Genomic DNA, 19,053 nt, shown 5'->3' with positions numbered 1-19,053 from the left:
ACCAACAGTTACTTTTAAGTGGTACACCATAATTTGAGCTTTAATAAAGGAGAATGCTATTTACATAAGAAATAAATACTTGTATGAAATGGTAAACATTGCTTAAGCTAATCTCTGTAATCACCAAGATTGTAAGACAATATATATAAAATACAAATAGACGACCTTATGATAGCAGGATATTTATTCCGTTGCCACCATAAGGTCGTCTATTTGAAGAAAGATATCAAAATAATATATTAGAAAATTCTTAAAATATTATGGTATAATATGGGTGTATTACTAGTATATCGCGTTAATGTTTTAAGGGGGGGAATTATGGAGATTGATAATAGGGTTATGCAATATGTACTTAATCATTCCATTAATGGTATTTTAATATTTAATAATAATTTTAATATTGCTTTTTCAAATAAGGCAGCTCAAAAAATCTTTGAATATAATGAAATGCTAACTGGTAAATGTTTATCTGAATTCATACCACAGGATAATCTTAATAAGATAAGGCAAAATAATACAGAAAGATTTTATAAAATAAAATTAAAAACAAAGGTAATTGCTTTTGATGTTATACCTATTTTTGAAAAAAACATAATAGAGGGGTACGCAGCAGTTTTTCAAGATGTATCAAAATATGAATCAATTGTTGAAGAAATGGATAAATTTAAAGAGCTAAATAGAAGGTTAGAAGCCATAATAGATTCCTCCTACGATGGTATATATGTAACGGATGGTGAAGCGAATACAATTTTACTTAATAAAGCCTATGAACATATTACGGGAATCAGGGGCAAGGATATACTAGGTAAAAATATGATGGAATTAGTTAAGCAGGGGTATTTCAGTCAATCGGGCTCTTTACTAGCTATTGAGAAGGACAGGCAGGTAACTCTTAGACAGAGACTTGTATCTGGAAAAGAAATTCTTATTACCAGTACTCCGGTTTATAATACCAATAAGAAAAGGGAATTTATTGTTACAAATGTTAGGGATATATCAGATTTAGTTAAGTTGCAAGAAAAGCTATCTGAAACGAAAGCTCTAAACGAAAAATATAAGTCTGAATTGGAAAATATAAAGGAGCAAACTATAGAAATTCCAGAGCTTATTGTAAAAGATAAAAATACAATACAGACCGTAAGAACTGCCCTAAAGGTTGCAAGGGTGGATACTACAGTTTTACTTATGGGAGAAACTGGAGTAGGTAAAGGACAATTTGCTAAACTAATTCATAAAAATAGTACAAGATTGCATAATAGGTTAGTTGAAATAAACTGCGGAGCTATTCCACGGAATTTAATAGAATCTGAACTCTTTGGATATGATAGAGGCGCATTTACAGGTGCACTTCAAAAAGGAAAAATGGGTGTATTTGAACTTGCAAATAATTCTACTCTTTTTTTAGATGAAATATCTGAATTAGACATTGATATGCAGGTGAAATTACTAAAGGTATTGGAGGAGAAGATCGTTAAAAGAATAGGTGGAGAAGAGAGTATACCAATTAATGTTAGAATAATTGCTGCCTGTAATCAAGATTTAAAGAAAATGGTGGAGAAGGGGTTGTTTAGAGAAGATTTATATTACAGATTGAATATAATCCCTGTAGTTATTCCTCCCTTGAGAGAAAGAAGAGAGGATATTATCCCTCTATGCTTAAGTTTTTTAGATGAATTTAATTCTAAATATAGAATGAATAAATATATTACAGTTTCAGTTTTAGATAGTTTTATGGAATACTCTTGGCCAGGAAACGTCAGGGAACTTAGAAATCTAATAGAAAGATTAGTCATAATGTCACAAAATGATAAAATCGACAAGAGTTTACTGCCTCAATATATTTTAGGAAAAAACCATACGGAAAAAGAGATGGAAAAGGAAATAAAAGAAGAAATACAAGAAAATTCTATAGATGAATACGTAGGAATGAACCTAAAGGATGCCACCATAAGGTTCCAGCAAAAATTAATCAATCAAACAATAGATAGATTAGGGTCTCAGAGAAAAGCGGCCAAATATCTAGAGGTTGATCCATCTACAGTATCTAGAAAATTAAATGAATAACAATATTGCATATATACAACAGTTGTATATATGCAATGCAAAACAGGTTATTGTGTTTTAAATTTACAACACAATAACCTGTTTTTTATGAAATCTCGAGGACATTTTATGGCTACTGAATCATAAATTTGGCATGTTAATTGCAATATAAAACAATGTATTAAAAATATAGTAAAAGGGGGAAAAATAAATGTCTTTAAAAACTACTGAGCAATATGTTGAAAGCTTAAGAAAAATGAATATGGAGGTTTATTTATTCGGTGAAAGAGTTGAAAATCCAGTTGATCATCCAATTATTAAACCATCACTTAACTCCGTAAAGATGACTTACGAGGCAGCTCAAGACCCTCAGTATGAGGATTTGATGACAACCACTTCCAACCTAACCGGAAAGAAGATTAACCGTTTCACCCACATACATCAAAGTTCAGATGATTTAGTTAAAAAAGTAAAAATGCAAAGATTATTAGGACAGAAAACAGCATCATGTTTCCAAAGATGCGTAGGAATGGATGCCTTTAATGCTGTATATAGTACCACATATGAAATGGATAAAAAATATGGTACAACATATCATGATAGATTTATTAAGTTTTTAAAATATGTTCAAGAAGAAGATTTAGTAGTTGATGGCGCTATGACTGACCCAAAGGGTGATAGAGGTCTTCCACCATCAAAACAGGCTGATCCAGATTTATTCTTGCATATCGTAGAAAAAAGAGATGATGGAATTGTAGTACGTGGTGCTAAGGCCCATCAGACTGGTATCGTTAACTCTCACGAGGTATTGGTAATGCCCACCATAAGCATGCGGGAAGAGGATAAGGATTATGCCGTATCTTTCTCAGTACCCGTTGATACTGATGGAATAAAAATAATATATGGTAGACAATCCTGTGATACTAGAAAATTAGAAGAGGGGACATTGGATAGGGGTAATCCTAAGTTCGGTGGTCATGAAGCCCTTGTAATTTTCGATAACGTATTTGTTCCAAATGAAAGAATATTTATGTGTCAAGAGTATGATTTTTCTGGAATATTAGTTGAAAGATTTGCTGGTTATCATAGACAAAGCTATGGTGGATGCAAGGTTGGGGTAGGGGATGTACTTATAGGTGCCACTGCTTTAATAGCTGATTATAACGGAGCCCCTAAGGCATCTCATATTAAGGATAAAATAATTGAAATGATACATTTAAATGAAACATTATACTGTACAGGAATAGCATGTTCAAGTGAAGGACATCCAACTGAAGCAGAAAATTATGAGATAGATATGCTTTTAGCAAATGTTTGTAAGCAAAATATAACCAGATTTCCCTATGAGATTGCTAGACTTGCTGAAGATATTGCAGGTGGGTTATTTGTAACAATGCCTTCAGAAAAGGATTTGAAGAGTAAGGAAATAGGTCAATATGTTGAAAAATACTTAGTGGGAGTCAACGGTGTTCCAACTATCAATAGAATGAAGGTCCTCAGACTTATAGAGAATATTACTTTAGGCACTGCTGCAGTTGGATACCGTACAGAATCAATGCATGGCGCAGGCTCTCCACAAGCACAGCGTATCATGATCAGTAGGCAATCAAATATAGGTATGAAAAAGCAATTAGTCAAAGATCTGCTTGATATAGAGGAGTAAATCAGATGATACAGGAAATAGAAAATGTATTAGATAAGCATATCAGACCTACACTACAAAAGGATGGAGGAAATATAGAAATACTTTACTATAATGACGAGGAAAAGGTTTTACAGATGAGGCTAATGGGACAATGCTGTACTTGTCCCCAAGCTTCACATACAAGTGAAAACATAATAAAGACAACCTTAAAAGCAGAGTTTGAAGAGATAAAAGAAATCATAGTAGAAACTGGGCTATCGGAAGAAATGCTTCAGTTAGCTAAGCAATATTTAAGGGGGTAGGGAAATTGAACTGGAAAGAAGCCTATAATCAAAAATTATGTGATGCCAGTCAAGCAGTAAAAAATATAAAATCAAGAGATAGAGTTGTGATTGGTCATGCTTCGGGAGAACCTCAAATATTAGTAAAGGCTATGGTTGATAATCATAAAGCCTATGAAAAGGTAGAAATTGTTCATATGGTTGCCATGGGAAGCTGTGAATATGTGAATCCCAGCATGGAAAAGCATTTTATACACAATGGTCTTTTTTTAGGTGGCAATACCAGAAAAGCCGTTGAAGAAGGGAGGGGAGATTATACGCCTAGCTTCTTTTTTCAAATACCTAATTTATTTAAAGATGGAATTTTATCTGTAGATGTTGTGCTTATTCAAGTATCAAAGCCAGATGAACACGGGTTTTGTAGCTATGGTATATCCTGTGACTATACTAAATCAGCTGCCGAAAGTGCTAAACTAGTCATAGCTCAGGTCAATAAAAACATGCCAAGAACATTGGGAGAATGCTTTATTCATATAGATGATATGGACTATATTGTTGAATCAGATGATGAATTAATAGAACTAAAGCCTCCTATGATTGGGGAAATAGAAAGTAAAATTGGTAAATACTGTGCAAGTCTGATAGAGGATGGAGCCACACTACAATTAGGTATTGGTGCAATACCAGATGCAGTATTAAGCCTGCTGAAGGAAAAGAATGATTTAGGTATTCATTCAGAAATGCTTTCCGACGGAATACTGGGGTTAATAGAAAATGGAAATATCACAAACCAAGCTAAAACATTGCACAAAGGAAAATCAGTAGTAACATTTTTAATGGGGACTAGAAAATTATATAATTATGTTCATAATAACCCAAGTGTCATGCTATGCCCAGTTGATTATGTTAATCACCCAAGTATAATTTCACAAAATAACAAAATGATTTCAATTAATTCGGCTATTCAAGTGGATTTAATGGGCCAAGTTGCAGCTGAAAGCATTGGATATAAACAATTTAGTGGGACAGGAGGACAGGTAGACTTTGTTAGAGGAGCGTCAATGTCTCAAGGTGGAAAGTCTATCATTGCAATGCCATCTGTGGCAGGCAAGGGAAAAGTATCAAGAATAATGCCAATACTTGATGAGGGAGCAGCAGTAACCACATCTAGAAATGATGTGCAGTTTATTGTTACAGAATATGGTATAGGTGATTTAAGAGGTAAAACATTAAGAGACAGGGCCAGAGAACTAATTAAAATAGCTCATCCAAGCTTTAGAGATATGCTTTATGAAAAGGCAAAGGAGAAGTTTAAAGAATTTTAATGATTAAGGGGGATTAATGATGAAAAGAACGAATGGGACTGAACAGCCTTATTTTTCTGCGGGAATATTTAAAATAAGATTTCCATTTATACATTATAAGTGGGAATAGTCGGAGGCTTTTCAAGCTATACTTATGTACGCAACATGTATTGGCGACTAAGGGTGCTGCATGGGGTTTTGGAGTTGGAATATTATTACATCTTCTTATTTCAGACTTTAGCAAATCGAAACAAACAGCTGAATAGAGTGTAATAAAATGAATCAAAAGATAGTATTTAAATTTTATTGGGGGTATGTAGGGTTGAAAAACAAACGTTAAAAAAGCTAACTCATTAGAAAAGTTAGCTTTTTTAACGGAAAATACGCAAAGGATATGAAAAAACAAGAATGATGATAAATTAAATGTTGTAAGTTTTACTAGCACAACAGGTTAACTTAGATTTTTTTATAATTTTTAGCGATAGCATATCCAATATTTAACTTATATGCTAATATTTTAAATGCCTTCCAATTATAAGGTCTATAAGTTGATGAAAAATTTTGATATAATTACCATAGTCAGTAATCTCCTTAGTTAATGTGGTTAAAGATCATTATATTAGACTAAAGGTTGTTGACTATTTTTATATCTAAATTTAAAAGAATAAATGATTTTTCGCTATTAAGTTTTGTCAAAGAATGTCAAAATCACAAGACTTTTTAGAGTTTAGTAATCTGGTAAAACCTAGATCTAAAGGGGGATATAAATGTTAGCTAAAAATAAGTTGAGTAAACTTATAAGTATGTGCATTGTTACTATATTAATTGCGGTTGCTTTACCTATCCATAGTTTTGCGGTATCAGAACCATGGGACCAATACAACCAATACTTACCAAATGAAACACCAGTTACAAAAAGGCATCTTAGAGGAGCCTGGATTTCTACTGTTATAAACCTAGACTGGCCATCGGTAGAAGCAAGAAAAATAGGAGATGATAAAAAACGGATCAAAAAAAGCAAGGATGAGCTAATTGCTATTTTAGATAAATCAGTTGAGATGAATATGAATGCTGTATTCTTTCAGGTAAGTCCTGAGGGAGATGCGCTTTATCAATCAGACATTGTACCGTGGTCCCGTTATCTTACAGGAACCTTTGGTAAGGATCCTGGTTTTGATCCCTTGGCCTTTGCCATAGAAGAAGCTCATAAACGAAACCTTGAGATTCACGCATGGTTTAATCCTTACAGAATATCTACCAATACGAATGATGCTACAATAGAGTCCCTTAATATAGACAAAAGTGTTTTCAAGGAACATCCTGAATGGATTAGGACTTCCATGTCTAGGTTTGTTGTAGACCCAGGTATTCCAGAAGCAAGGGAGTGGGTAAGTAGAAGGGTTATGGAGGTAATGGATCATTACGATGTAGATGGAATACATTTTGATGACTATTTCTATTATGAAAGCTATCTAGGAGAATTAGAAGACCAAGACACCTTTACTAAGTACAATTCAGGTCAGTTTTCCAACCTAGGGGATTGGAGAAGAAATAATACCTATTTGCTGGTAAAGGAGCTCTCAAATGAAATAAGAGCAACAAAGCCCTGGGTAAAGTTTGGCATAAGCCCTGCGGCAGTTTGGGGAAATAAAAAGGATGGACACCCTAGTGGTTCAAATACAAGCGCTGGATTACCCAATTATGATAGGAGCTTTGCAGATACGAAAAGGTGGGTAGAAGAGGAGCTTATAGACTATATCGCTCCCCAGGTTTACTTTACCTTTGCTAACCCTAGTGCTCCCTATGGTGAAGTTACTGATTGGTGGTCAAAGGTTATAAAAGAGAGAAATGTACATCTGTATATAGGGCAGGCTCTTTATAAGATAAATGATAATGCTGACCAATATTTTCAAGGAAATAATGCTGTTCAAGAGTTTCAACGACAGCTTAACTATAATGCTGTAAGACCTGAAATAATGGGGAGCATCATGTATAGATTCCAAAATTTCAATGACTCTAATAAACAACAGGTTGTAAATGTGATGAAGGAGGACCTATGGTTAACAAAATCCCTGGTTCCTGTTATGCCTTGGAAGGGAGGACAGGCTCCTCATCATCCTACCCAGGGAAAGATAGAGGCCCTTGCTAATGCAAGGAAGCTGTCCTGGGTTGACAAAGATCCAAACACAGCCTATTATGCAATTTACAGGATCGATAAGGATAGCAGCATAGATGTTAACTCTGATGAAAGTGCTCTAAAGCTTATAGCAACTGTAAGGAAAAGCGATAAAGCTGTTCAAGAGTTTATAGACAGAGGAAGTAATGATCTTGATAAAGTAGCCTATGCAGTTACTGCCCTTGACAGACTTCATAATGAAAGTAGAGAGCTTATCATTAGTACAAATCAATCTAATTATTTTTATGATATTGGAAACCAATATGCCTGGGCTATAAATGCTATTGATAACTTGTACGAAAGAGGTATTGTAAGTGGTGTAGGAGATGGAAAATTTGCTCCACAAAATAACGTGACTCGTGCTGATTTTCTAATCGTGGTGATGAAATCCTATGGTATAGAACTTGACTCTTATATCACTGGCAACTTCGCTGATGCAGGTGACAAGTATTATACCAAATACCTTGGAACAGCAAAAAGACTTGGACTTGTATCAGGTGTGGGTAATAACCGCTACCTACCTGAAACCACAATAACACGTCAAGACATGTTTGTAATCCTCTACCGTGTGTTAGAAGAATTGGAACAGCTTCCGAAGGCGGGTAACAGTGGCAGAAGCTTGGATCAATTCAATGATACAAGTGATATTGACAATTATGCATTAAAAGCGATGAAATTATTTGTCGAAGCTGGAATGGTTCAAGGAGATGGTGTTAATCTTAAACCTAAGACTACTTCCACAAGAGCAGAGGCAGTACAGGTATTATACAATCTGTTTTCAAAATAGAAAAAAGCAAAAAGCCTAACAAAAAAATTGTTAGGCTTTTTGCTTGAGCTTGTTGAAGAAAAGGCTACTTTAAGAAAACAAACTAAACGGCAAAGCAAGCACTACAACGTCGAATTTTATAACTATATTTACAGGTGCATTCAGAGAAAAATTTAGATTTGTTGCAAGAGAAAGAACCTTTTATGTAGGTATGAATTATCTAGATAAATAAGGGTATATTTTGGAATATAAAGACTATTTCTTATGCAATATAAAAATAATAAATAGTTTTATATGATTTGGTAGAATCTAAATAATACTCCAATAAAAATCAATGATGAAGTAGATATTAAGTATAGGAGGATATAATGGCAAAGATTGTTGATTTAAACAAAACGATTTATGAACTACATAAATCCAACCCAGATATAATAGAAATCATGAAGAAGATAGGCTTTGAAGATGTTGCAAAACCAGGGATGATAAATACAGCTGGCAGATTTATGACGATATCAAAAGGAGCAAAAATGAAGGGAGTAGATATCAATAAAATAAAAGAAGTTTTTATTGAGCATGGATACCAGATTATAGAATAGGAGGTTTGTTTATGAGTGAATTTATTAATAACAGAGAGTATCGAAAAAAGGTTCTAAAACAGCTCATAATGGAGTTGCATGAGGGTAAAAAACTTGAAGAAGTAAAACCTAAATTTGAAGAGACTTTTAGCGGAATAGCGGCAACGGAGATAGCAGAAATTGAACAAGAGATTATTATGGAGGGGATGCCGATCGAGGAGGTACAACGACTTTGCGATGTACATGCATCCATATATAAAGGGAACATTGAGGATATACATAGGCCAGCAGATCGTATTCCAGGTCATCCAGTACATACCTTTAAGTTAGAAAATAGAGCATTAGAAAAGCATATTAGTGAAGTGGTGGAACCACAATTAGAGGTTTTTTACCAAGATAATAGTGATGAAAATACTTATAAGCTAATTGAAGATCTAAATTTATTACTCGACATTGACAAACACTATAGTAGAAAAGAAAACTTACTTTTCCCTTATCTAGAGAAGTATGGAATTACTGCACCACCAAAGGTAATGTGGGGTGTCGATGACGAGATTAGAAATGAGATCAAGGCAGTTAAGGGATTACTTCATAAATTTAGTGATAATAAAGATGAAATAGTAGATAAATGCAAAGTAGTATTAGAAAAAATTAAAGAAATGATCTTTAAGGAAGAAAGTATACTATTTCCAATGGCATTAGACACATTGACAGAGGATGAGTGGTTTAATATTATGAGAGAAAGTGATGAAATAGGACATTGCTTAGTTGAACCCGAAGGAATATGGGTACCTGATAGAGTGGACATAGCAAAGGAAGAAGAGGAGGACGGGAATCAGATCGCAAATGGATACATAAAATTTGAAACAGGTATATTAACGGCTAAAGAAATAAGTACTATATTTAACAATCTTCCCTTTGATATAACCTTTATTGATGAAAATGATGTCGTTAAATATTTCTCCCATGGAAAGGAAAGAATATTTGCTAGAACAAAATCTGTTATTGGAAGAACCGTGCAAAACTGTCATCCTCCAGGTAGTGTTCATATCGTTGAAAAAATGCTAGAGGATTTCAAATCAGGGGCAAAAGACCATGAAGACTTTTGGATCAAGATGGGAAATATGTTTATCTATATAAGATATTTTGCAGTAAAAGATAAAGAGGGGCAATATATGGGGACAATTGAAGTAACTCAAAACATAAAGCCTATTCAAGAGCTAGATGGAGAAAAAAGGTTGCTCACAGAATAATTTTGATGAAGTTTACAAATGAAAATATTAATAGAGGAGGTTATACAAAGGAGATGATGCTATAGCATTGTCTCCTTTTGTTAACTAGTTTTTAATATGCTTTTAAGATAAATCATCAAGATTATAACTTTTCCGTTAGCTATTAAAAAGCTACATACTATCTGCTAAAATATCAGTTATAGGGTTCTACAACTGTTAAAAAACTTATGATTAGTTATTTATTGTAGTTTTTTTATGATGTCAAAGTCTTTTATTGTTATGGAGTGGGGAGTAAATGTTATAAGGCCATCTTTTTTCATTTTATTCAATTCTCTAGATAGTGAAGTTCTTTGAATACCAAACTGTTCAGCCAATTCTTTCTTTGTCATAGGAAACTTAATGGTAAGGCTATTTTGTGAGTAGTATTCATAGTTTAAAAAGTCTATGATGGATTCTCTAATAGACTTCATGGTAATAGATTTAATTTTGTTTGTTAAAATAGATGTTTTATCAGATATACAGGCTAAAAAATGGAGTAAAAAATTTTGGTTATTCTGACAGAACCGGAGTACTAAGTCTTTATTAATATGAAGTACAACTGTATCTATCTTGGCTATCACATTCATAGGGTAATAAGGAATTTTAGAGAAAAGAAGATTACCACCAAGATTGTCTCCGACAGTAAATTGCGTAACCGTTAAAACATTTCCTTTGTCGTCAATTTTTTGGATGATCAATTTTCCTTTTAGAATAATTTCCCATGATGTGCATTTTTCACTTTCAAAATGTATAATTCGGTTTTTTTCATACTTGCAAATTTTATGGTTGTTTTTCGTAAAAAACTCTAATAGTTTTTCTGAGGAAAGATCTTTAAATAAGTCACTTAACTGAAGAAAATAAATATAGTTTTTGATATCCATATGAACCACCTTTTTTGAAAATTAGTTACCATGGTAACTGTAAAACTATTTCTGATAGTATACTATAGAATTAATAAAATTTAAAGGAGGCAATCAATAATGATAGAAAAAAATTATAAGTACAAATTGGTGAATGAAAAAATAGTAGAGCGTATCATCGACGATGGGAATATCCATTTAAATCATATGGTACTCACTAAGGAAACAGGACTTCCAGAGCATTATTCTAACTCAAATGTGTATATGATTATCATCAGAGGAACAATGACGCTCAAGTTAGGTGAAGAAGATAAAAAAATGTATGAAGTAGGAGACATTATCAACATACCTTTTAATACTAAAATGAATGTGAATAACTATGAAGAAGAGGTTTTAGAGTTTTTTGTTGTAAAATCTCCTAATCCTAAAGACTATAGGAGTGAATAAGGATGGATATATTTACGGTCTTTTTTTGGATTATTACAGGAATTTTCCTTGTTGTATCTATCAAGAAGGATAAAAACAAAACGCTAAAATCTATGAAAATGGCTAAAGGTATGATGAAAAATATGTTAGGCCAGATAATAGCAATCTTGTTATTAATAGGGTTGATAGTAACCATGATTCCGCCAGAAAAGATCCAAGATTATTTAGGAAAATCAAATCTATTTATATCAACTGTTATTTCTGCTACTGTCGGAAGTATCACATTAATACCTGCTTTTGTAGCTTTTCCATTGGTTGGATCTTTTATAGATGTAGGTGCTAGCATTGTACCTGCAGTGGCATTTTTGACGACCTTAACGATGGTAGGGGTTGTTACCTTTCCATTAGAAAGACAAGAGTTTGGATTGCGGTTTGCTGTCACTAGAAATGCATTAAGCTTCCTGTTCGCCGTGATTATCGCATTTGCAATGGGGGTGATACTGTGAATAGGATAGAGCTTATTAAAAGAAACAAGCTGTTAGCGGCAGTATCCTTCCTTTATGTAGTTTTGTTTATTACGATGCCTGATAAAGGAATCTTATCAGTAAAGAACAGCATGTATTATGTATCAGAAATGCTACAAATAATGCCTGTGGTTTTTGTACTGACTTCAATTATAGAGGCATGGGTTCCGAAAGAAGTGATTATAAATGGTTTTGGAGAAGGGTCTGGAGTAAAAGGAAATATTTATTCCTTTCTATTAGGAAGCTTCTCAGCAGGACCAATTTATGCAGCATTCCCTGTGTGTAAAATGCTGTTAAAAAAGGGAGCTAGTATTACTAACATTGTTATTATCCTAAGTGCATGGGCTGTCATAAAGATACCAATGCTGGCAAATGAAGCAAAGTTTTTAAGTTTTCAGTTTATGGGATTAAGATGGATCTTAACAGTACTTTCAATAATTCTGATGGCCTATGCTGTATCAATTATTGTTAAGAAAGAGAGCATTCCTTTTGGTGTAGAAATAGAGGGAGAAAAAATCAGTAGTATTGGTGTACATGAAGAATATTGTATCGGATGTGGTTTATGTATAAAATCGTCTCCAGATTATTTTGAAGCAAAGAATAAAAAAGTTAAATCTAAAAACAAAAAGTTAGAAGAAACTGAAATAGAAAATATGAGAACTATAATCGAGGAATGCCCTGCTAAGGCAATTAGCTTTAAGTAAGTTAAGAAAACACCTTCATTTCATGAAGGTGTTTTAGGTTTTTGAATAGTTGTGTAAGCCATCGATGCCATGTCGAATTAAACCATCAATTTGCTTACATGCATAATCAATTCCCGCTGAAAACATAGAAGCATCGTCATTTTCGTACTTAACTAAAAGTGCTTCTAAATCATGAGGAATTTTTGCGCCACACAGACTTACTACTCTTCGAATTTGTTTAGAATTTACAGCTGGCATTTATCCAGAAATTTCATAGCATAATTTTATATTTCAACTTGGATATCTATACAATTATTATTTACAATGAAAATTTCCTATGATATGATTGTTGTATAAATTATCAAACAATAAATAATATTAGCACTATTTTTAAACTTAATAAAAATCTAGATGAATAGACTAGAGATAGTGAAAAGTCTTTCTCGAAGAAATCTAGTATAGCAAGGATCATGAAATATAGGAATACATAGATTACTATTACAAAATAGCTAGTGCCAAATTTAAATACACACTTTTATGCAAACCTTTGCATAAAAGCAGAATTAACAAAGAATATAGATTTTATACATCACAGCGCAAGCGATTGCATAGAGAGGGTATTAAAGTCTCTATAGCAAAGGCTAAGGGGTGAAATGTGAACAGTGAAGTTTCATTCATTTTGAATTGGTAATACAATGCTTATACAATGCATGTAGCTACTAATATCAAATTGAAATAAATTGGACCTTGTTATATGATCAAACAATTAATTATTAAGGAGGAAAAAAGATGAAAATTTGTTTTAATCAAGCAACTACTATGAAGCATTCAACACTACAAAAGGATTTAGAATTATGTGAAAAACATGGTTATGACCTCATTGAAATCAGACTTGATAAACTGAAGGATTATTTAAAGGATCAGACTGTACAGGATCTTGCTAATTTTTTTAACAATAGCAAACTAAAGCCTTACGCGTTTAATGCTTTAGAGTTTATTACATTTAGAGATGAAGCAGGCTATAGACAAATTAAAGACGATCTTCAGTTTTTATGTGAAATTGGAGAACAGATTCATTGTAAAAAAATCGTTGTAGTGCCAACCTTTGATATAGGACATTATACAAAAACACAAATTAAAGAAGAATCCATCAAAGTATTAAATGATTTAGCAGATACAGCAGAAAAATTTGGCGTGAAACTGGCCTATGAGTTTGTTGGTTATCCAAATTGTTCTGTAAATACCTTTGGGCAAACCTATGACATTGTAAAAGCTGTAAATAGAGAAAGTATAGGAATGGTACTAGATTGTTTCCATTTCCACGCAATGAATTCAAAGCTGGAGGATTTAAAACAAGCAGATTCTAGCAAAATATTTATTTTTCATATTGATGACACAGAGGATTTACCTGTAGGGGCTTTGAGAGATGATAGTAGATTATGGCCAGGTGAAGGAGCGATTGATTTGGATTCAATACTTAAAACCTTAAAAGAAATTGGTTATAGTGAAATGGTATCAGTGGAGCTATTTAGACCAGAATACTGGGAATGGGATATTGAAGAGACAATAAAGGTTGGAAAACAAAAAACGATAAAAGTTGTTAGCAAATATTTTGAAATATAGTGAATGATTAACAAATTCATAAGCGGGCAAGTAATCTTATAAAAAGAAAGAGAGATGTTTATAATGGAAAGAAAAATAAAAGTAGGAGTAATAGGTGTAGGCCGGATTGGAAAACTCCATGCTGAAAATTTAATAGCACACTTTCCAAATGTTGAAGTAAAGTCAGTAGCTGACCCTTTTATAGACAATAGTAAAGCGTGGGCTGACAATGTAGGAATCAAACATACTTATAAGGATTATAAAGAAATTCTAAATGATTTTGAGATCGATGTAGTTCTTATTTGCTCTTCAACTGACACACATGCTGATATTAGTATCGAGGCTGCTAAAACAGGAAAACATATTTTCTGCGAAAAGCCAATTGACTTAACTGTTGAAAAAATTGACAAAGCATTGTCTGCTGTTGAAAAAGCAGGTGTAAAGTTTCAAGTAGGTTTTAATAGAAGATTTGATCATAACTTTAAAAAGGTGAAAGAAATAGTAAAAGATGGAAGAATTGGAGATGTACAAATCCTTAAAATTACTTCAAGGGATCCAGCACCACCTCCAGCAGAATATGTAAAGGTATCAGGAGGAATCTTTTTAGATATGACAATTCATGATTTTGATATGGCGAGATATTTATCAGGTAGTGAAGTAGAAGAAGTTTATGTAACCGGTGCAGTGTTAGTGGATCCAGCTATCGGTGAAGCTGGAGACATTGATACAGCAATTATCTCTTTAAAATTTGAAAATGGAGCTATTGGTGTAATTGACAATAGTAGAAAAGCTGCTTATGGATATGACCAAAGAATAGAAGTATTTGGCTCAAAGGGAAAAGTGCTAGTTTCTAATGATACGGATACATCAGCAATTATCAGCACTGAAGAAGGCGTTTTTAGTGATAAACCCAAATATTTCTTCTTAGAAAGATACCAAGGTTCTTTTAGAGAAGAAATGAAAGAATTCTTTAATGCAATTATAGAGAATAAAGAAACTCCAGTAGTTGCAAAAGACGGACTTAAACCAGTACTTATAGGTTTAGCTGCTAAAAAATCCTTCCAGGAAGGTAGACCTGTTAAAATTAAAGAAATAGAAGAAGAGTATAGTAGCAAGTAAGAATAATTAACATATCCTCTATATAATTAGATAAGGCTGCAGAAAGAGTCCACTCCAAAGAGTGGATTTTTCTATGTTCGCATTTGCATAAAAAATAAATGAGAACATGATGTTTAATCAGGATTAAAGGGGGACTAAAATACCTGAACATCACATTCTCATTAATAGTATATTCTCCAAATATTAGAATTTTATACATGGGTAAAAGGATCAAATGACATTTATTAATAAAAGAAGGACAAAAGAGAACTGATAGAGAATATAATGGAAGGGATGACTAAAGGACATGATATATATAACACCCTAATTGAGTAAAAATAGGTAAAGATAATAATGATATCATGGGACATCAGAAGGAGGGGTTTTGTGAAAAATATTACTATTTACACTGATGGAGCATGTAGAGGTAATGGTAAAGAAAATGCTCTAGGCGGGTATGGAATTGTATTAATGTATAAGAATAATAAAAAGGAAATAAAAAAAGCATTTTCCAATACTACTAACAACAAAATGGAGTTATCTGCTGTTATAGATGCTCTTGATATGTTAACTGAAGCATGTAACGTGGAAATATACAGCGATTCTGCATATGTAGTTAATGCTATTAATCAAAACTGGATTGAGAATTGGTTGAAAAAAGATTGGAAAACAGCAAATAAACAGCCAGTGAAGAATAAAGAATTATGGTTGAAGCTTATTGAACTGCTTCGGTATCATCATGTAAAATTTATAAAAGTTAAGGGACATTCGGACAATGAATATAATAATAGGTGTGATCAGTTAGCAAATGAAGCTATGGATGAATATATTAAAGGCTTGTCCGAAGAATAAGAAGGTTTTAATAGTAGCACTAAAGGATTAAAAAAAGCAATCCAGTTGTAGACTTGTAAGAAAAAAGTCGGAATTGCTTAAAAAAACTTTACAATTAAGTTGCAATATTATATGATAATATAAAGTGCAAACGATTGCACTATGATGAAAAATGTGCTAAATGCAGAAACTTTAGAAAGTAAAGGATGAGGTTTATGGCGGTTACACTAGCAGACATAGCTAAAAGTGCAGGAGTAAGTCAAGCTACTGTCTCACGTAGTTTGAATGACAGTGATCTAATCCCGGATAAAACTAAAAAAAGAATAAAGAAAATTGCTGAAGAACTTGGTTTTGAATTTAATGCAAATGCTAGAAGTTTAATTACTAGTAAAACAGGTACAATAGGTATCATTTATCCAAATAATTCTGTAGATTTTAGTTATAATCTTCACTTTACTTCTTGGCATAATGAATTGAGAGATCAATTAGAAAAAGAAAACTTAGATATCATTGTTTCTTATTTTGAAAATAAGTATACGGGCCAAAACAATATTAGGAAATTAATTTCAGGGAAAAAAGTAGATGGACTTATAATTATACAACCAATATTTGATATCGAGACCCTAGAGCTTTTAAAAAGGAGTAATAAACCCTTTGTGTTTTTGAAATATATTCCAGACATTGATGGTGCAGAAAAGGATATAGATGTTGTTTATATAGATCATTTTCAAGGAGGATATTTAGCTACAGAGCATTTAATAAAACTGGGACACCGTAACATTATGTCTATATCGGCAGATATAATCGGAGGAGAGTTTAATTTAAGAAGTGAAGGGTATAAAGCTGCTTTAAGTAATCATGGCATTGCTTTTGATGAAAAAATGCTAATATTAGGAGATACCAGCTTTAACTCAGGTTATCAAATTGTAATGGATAATATTGATATAGTAAAAAATGCAACTGCAATATTTTCCCAAAATGATTTGATGGCACTTGGGGTTATCCGTGCATTAAAAGAGTTAAAAATTAGAGTCCCTGAGGATATAGCAGTAGTAGGCTATGACAATATTGAGTTCGCTACATATTATAAGCCTTATCTTACAACTATTCATCAACCAACAAAGGAAATTGCTATGTTGACTTGCGAACGATTGGTTAGCTTGTTAAGCAATAAAGAATCATCAGTAAGAAGAAGAATTGTTCTTCAACCCAATTTGATAGTAAGAGAATCCTGCGGCGCTTTTGAGCAAATAGAAGTAACGATTTAAGTACGGAGTGTATCAGGCTTAAATTGAATTATATAAGAAAAGTATCGTAAAATTCTTATGTGGAAAGTAGATATAAAAGATTAAAAATTCTGTTAAATTATTATTTATTGTTTACAAATAAAAATTCATATGATAATATTATTTCATAAATAAATTCAGAAAAACGCAAACATTATGAAAACTACAACTGATTAACACTGTTGAATCTTACATAACATGATATTATGAATTATCTAGAGGGTATGATGAAATTTTTGAAAGAAGGAAACAGTAAAAATTATTAAATTGAAGCCCTCGATGCAAACCATTGCATAAAATACGAGTATAATTTAGGGTTGTTTAGATGTGAAGGTAAAGATAGCCAGTACAAAATCATCGCATATAATAAGGCGCTATAGGTTTGTGTGAGAGATTGCAAATAAAAGCTCAATATGCAATATAAATTTGAAAAAAATGCAACATAGGATATTTTTCAAGTTTTATGCAAACGGTTGCATGAAATGAACGTTAAAAATGCTTGTTTTCCTACAAAAGTCCGCTTTCTTCGAAATTTAAAGGATATAAACTTAATTTCTTAATTGTATCTTTCATAGAGAAATTAAGCTTATATAAATATTAATAAAGAATTTAAGGGGGAAGAAGTATGAATCTAAAAAAAGTATTAGCATTATTATTGGTTTTAGTATTAAGCATCACTATGGTTGTAGGATGTGGTCAAAAACCAGCTGCTACTGAAGGTGGGTCTACTGAAGAGGAGAATGGCAAAATTAGAATTGGTGTAGCAATTTCTACCTTTGATGACGTGTGGTTAACTTATATGCTGGATGGAATGAAAAAGTATGAGGCTTCATTGGGAGATAGCAATATTGAAATATCATATGTAGATTCTAAAAATGACCCGAATGTACAGTTAGGACAGTTAGAGAACTTTATTGCACAAGGATTTGATGCAGTAGTAATAAATCCCGTAGATACCGAAGCTTCAGGTCCATTGACAGATTTAGCTAAAAGAGAAGGTATGCCGTTAATCAGTGTAAACAGACCTTTCCAAAATCAAGAGGATGCTACCTCTTATGTTGGTTCCGATAGTATTATCGCAGGTATTCTGCAGATGGAAGCATTAGGTGAACTGATGGGTGGTCAGGGCAATATTGTAATATTACAAGGAGAATCAAGTCACGAGGCAGCAAGAATGAGAACAGAAGGTGTTAAGCAGGTTATAGCAGAAAAATACCCTGATATCAAAGTTATAGCAGAACAAACAGGTAAATGGCAAAGATCACTGGGCTTGGATATAATGGAGAACTGGATTCAAGCTGGTTTAGAAATCCATGGGGTTGCATCTAATAATGATGAAATGGCAATTGGAGCTATTATGGCATTGGAGCAAGCAGGAAAATTAGATGAGGTATTTGTTGCTGGTATTGATGCCTCACCTGATGCACTGGAATTTATGAAGGACGATAAATTAGATATAACGGTATTCCAAGATGCAAATGGACAAGGTGGTGGAGCGATGGAAGCAGCTGTAAAAATCGCTAAAGGTGAATCCGTGGAAGATGTAGTATGGATTGATTATCAATTAGTATTACCTGATCAAGTAGATGAATATATTGCAAAGTGGCAATAAAAATAATTTGAAATAGTAAGTTATCTTACTTAAAAATCTATAACAATACCGAAATTGCCCATATACTTGT

Annotated in this window: 17 protein-coding genes; 15 read left to right on the top strand and 2 right to left on the bottom strand. The window is 32.9% G+C overall.

Annotated elements, in window-relative coordinates; genetic code table 11:
- The first annotated feature begins 318 nt into the window (after window positions 1-318).
- The 7 genes from CHB72_RS08605 to CHB72_RS08575 all read left to right on the top strand — a co-directional run bounded on the left by CHB72_RS08605 (window position 319) and on the right by CHB72_RS08575 (window position 10,043).
- On the top strand, window positions 319-2,064 hold the full coding sequence (locus CHB72_RS08605) for a sigma 54-interacting transcriptional regulator (protein ID WP_089282477.1): 1,746 nt from the start codon (window positions 319-321) through the stop codon (window positions 2,062-2,064).
- Between the two features lie 190 nt (window positions 2,065-2,254).
- Window positions 2,255-3,706 (top strand): 4-hydroxyphenylacetate 3-hydroxylase family protein, encoded by a 1,452-nt coding sequence (locus CHB72_RS08600; protein ID WP_089282476.1) that lies wholly within the window; start codon window positions 2,255-2,257, stop codon window positions 3,704-3,706.
- A 5-nt stretch (window positions 3,707-3,711) separates the two neighbouring features.
- Entirely contained in the window at window positions 3,712-3,990 is a 279-nt protein-coding gene (locus CHB72_RS08595; protein WP_207652525.1) for a NifU family protein, read from the top strand.
- Between the two features lie 5 nt (window positions 3,991-3,995).
- Window positions 3,996-5,294: an acetyl-CoA hydrolase/transferase family protein gene (locus tag CHB72_RS08590; protein ID WP_089282475.1), complete on the top strand. Its 1,299-nt coding sequence runs from the start codon at window positions 3,996-3,998 to the stop codon at window positions 5,292-5,294.
- Window positions 5,295-6,040: 746 nt separating this feature from the next.
- On the top strand, window positions 6,041-8,236 hold the full coding sequence (locus CHB72_RS08585; RefSeq protein WP_089282474.1) for a family 10 glycosylhydrolase: 2,196 nt from the start codon (window positions 6,041-6,043) through the stop codon (window positions 8,234-8,236).
- Between the two features lie 347 nt (window positions 8,237-8,583).
- Window positions 8,584-8,811 carry a DUF1858 domain-containing protein gene (locus CHB72_RS08580; protein ID WP_089282473.1) on the top strand — a complete coding sequence of 76 codons (228 nt, stop codon included), beginning with the start codon at window positions 8,584-8,586 and terminating at the stop codon, window positions 8,809-8,811.
- Window positions 8,812-8,822: 11 nt separating this feature from the next.
- Entirely contained in the window at window positions 8,823-10,043 is a 1,221-nt protein-coding gene (locus CHB72_RS08575; protein WP_089282472.1) for a DUF438 domain-containing protein, read from the top strand.
- 218 nt (window positions 10,044-10,261) lie between these two features.
- Here the strand turns inward: CHB72_RS08575 and CHB72_RS08570 are convergent, their stop codons facing one another.
- Complete coding sequence (locus tag CHB72_RS08570; RefSeq protein WP_089282471.1) at window positions 10,262-10,942, bottom strand: Crp/Fnr family transcriptional regulator; 681 nt, start codon at window positions 10,940-10,942, stop codon at window positions 10,262-10,264.
- A 99-nt stretch (window positions 10,943-11,041) separates the two neighbouring features.
- Here CHB72_RS08570 and CHB72_RS08565 point away from each other — a divergent pair, with 99 nt between their 5' ends.
- Genes CHB72_RS08565 through CHB72_RS08555 form a run of 3 tightly spaced genes read left to right on the top strand, consistent with a single transcriptional unit; the run spans window position 11,042 to window position 12,575 of the window.
- Complete coding sequence (locus CHB72_RS08565; protein WP_089282470.1) at window positions 11,042-11,368, top strand: cupin domain-containing protein; 327 nt, start codon at window positions 11,042-11,044, stop codon at window positions 11,366-11,368.
- A gap of 2 nt (window positions 11,369-11,370) precedes the next feature.
- The gene (locus tag CHB72_RS08560; RefSeq protein ID WP_089282469.1) at window positions 11,371-11,853 is read left to right on the top strand and encodes a permease; all 483 of its coding nucleotides are present in this window, start codon (window positions 11,371-11,373) and stop codon (window positions 11,851-11,853) included.
- Entirely contained in the window at window positions 11,850-12,575 is a 726-nt protein-coding gene (locus CHB72_RS08555; RefSeq protein ID WP_242975075.1) for a permease, read from the top strand. Before CHB72_RS08560 ends, CHB72_RS08555 begins: the two co-directional genes overlap by 4 nt.
- Before the next feature lie 33 nt (window positions 12,576-12,608).
- On the opposite strand, the gene CHB72_RS08550 is transcribed toward CHB72_RS08555, so the two are convergent.
- Window positions 12,609-12,812, bottom strand: coding sequence for a methylenetetrahydrofolate reductase (locus CHB72_RS08550; protein WP_089282468.1), 204 nt, complete (start codon window positions 12,810-12,812; stop codon window positions 12,609-12,611).
- A gap of 531 nt (window positions 12,813-13,343) precedes the next feature.
- Between CHB72_RS08550 and CHB72_RS08545 the strand changes: the two genes are divergently transcribed.
- The 5 genes from CHB72_RS08545 to CHB72_RS08525 all read left to right on the top strand — a co-directional run bounded on the left by CHB72_RS08545 (window position 13,344) and on the right by CHB72_RS08525 (window position 18,983).
- Window positions 13,344-14,177: a sugar phosphate isomerase/epimerase family protein gene (locus CHB72_RS08545; protein WP_089282467.1), complete on the top strand. Its 834-nt coding sequence runs from the start codon at window positions 13,344-13,346 to the stop codon at window positions 14,175-14,177.
- A 63-nt stretch (window positions 14,178-14,240) separates the two neighbouring features.
- Window positions 14,241-15,275 carry an inositol 2-dehydrogenase gene (gene iolG, locus CHB72_RS08540; RefSeq protein ID WP_089282466.1) on the top strand — a complete coding sequence of 345 codons (1,035 nt, stop codon included), beginning with the start codon at window positions 14,241-14,243 and terminating at the stop codon, window positions 15,273-15,275.
- 366 nt (window positions 15,276-15,641) lie between these two features.
- A complete protein-coding gene (gene rnhA / locus CHB72_RS08535; RefSeq protein WP_089282465.1) occupies window positions 15,642-16,106 on the top strand; it encodes a ribonuclease HI in 465 nt (154 codons plus the stop codon).
- A gap of 194 nt (window positions 16,107-16,300) precedes the next feature.
- Window positions 16,301-17,353: a LacI family DNA-binding transcriptional regulator gene (locus CHB72_RS08530; RefSeq protein WP_089282464.1), complete on the top strand. Its 1,053-nt coding sequence runs from the start codon at window positions 16,301-16,303 to the stop codon at window positions 17,351-17,353.
- Between the two features lie 643 nt (window positions 17,354-17,996).
- Window positions 17,997-18,983: a sugar ABC transporter substrate-binding protein gene (locus CHB72_RS08525; protein WP_089282463.1), complete on the top strand. Its 987-nt coding sequence runs from the start codon at window positions 17,997-17,999 to the stop codon at window positions 18,981-18,983.
- Window positions 18,984-19,053: the final 70 nt, after the last annotated feature.

Origin of the sequence: Anaerovirgula multivorans (assembly GCF_900188145.1) — a bacterium.
GTDB lineage: Bacteria > Bacillota > Clostridia > Peptostreptococcales > Natronincolaceae > Anaerovirgula > Anaerovirgula multivorans.
The sequence above is the reverse complement of the archived record's forward strand: the minus strand, read 5'-3'. Positions and strand labels throughout refer to the sequence as shown.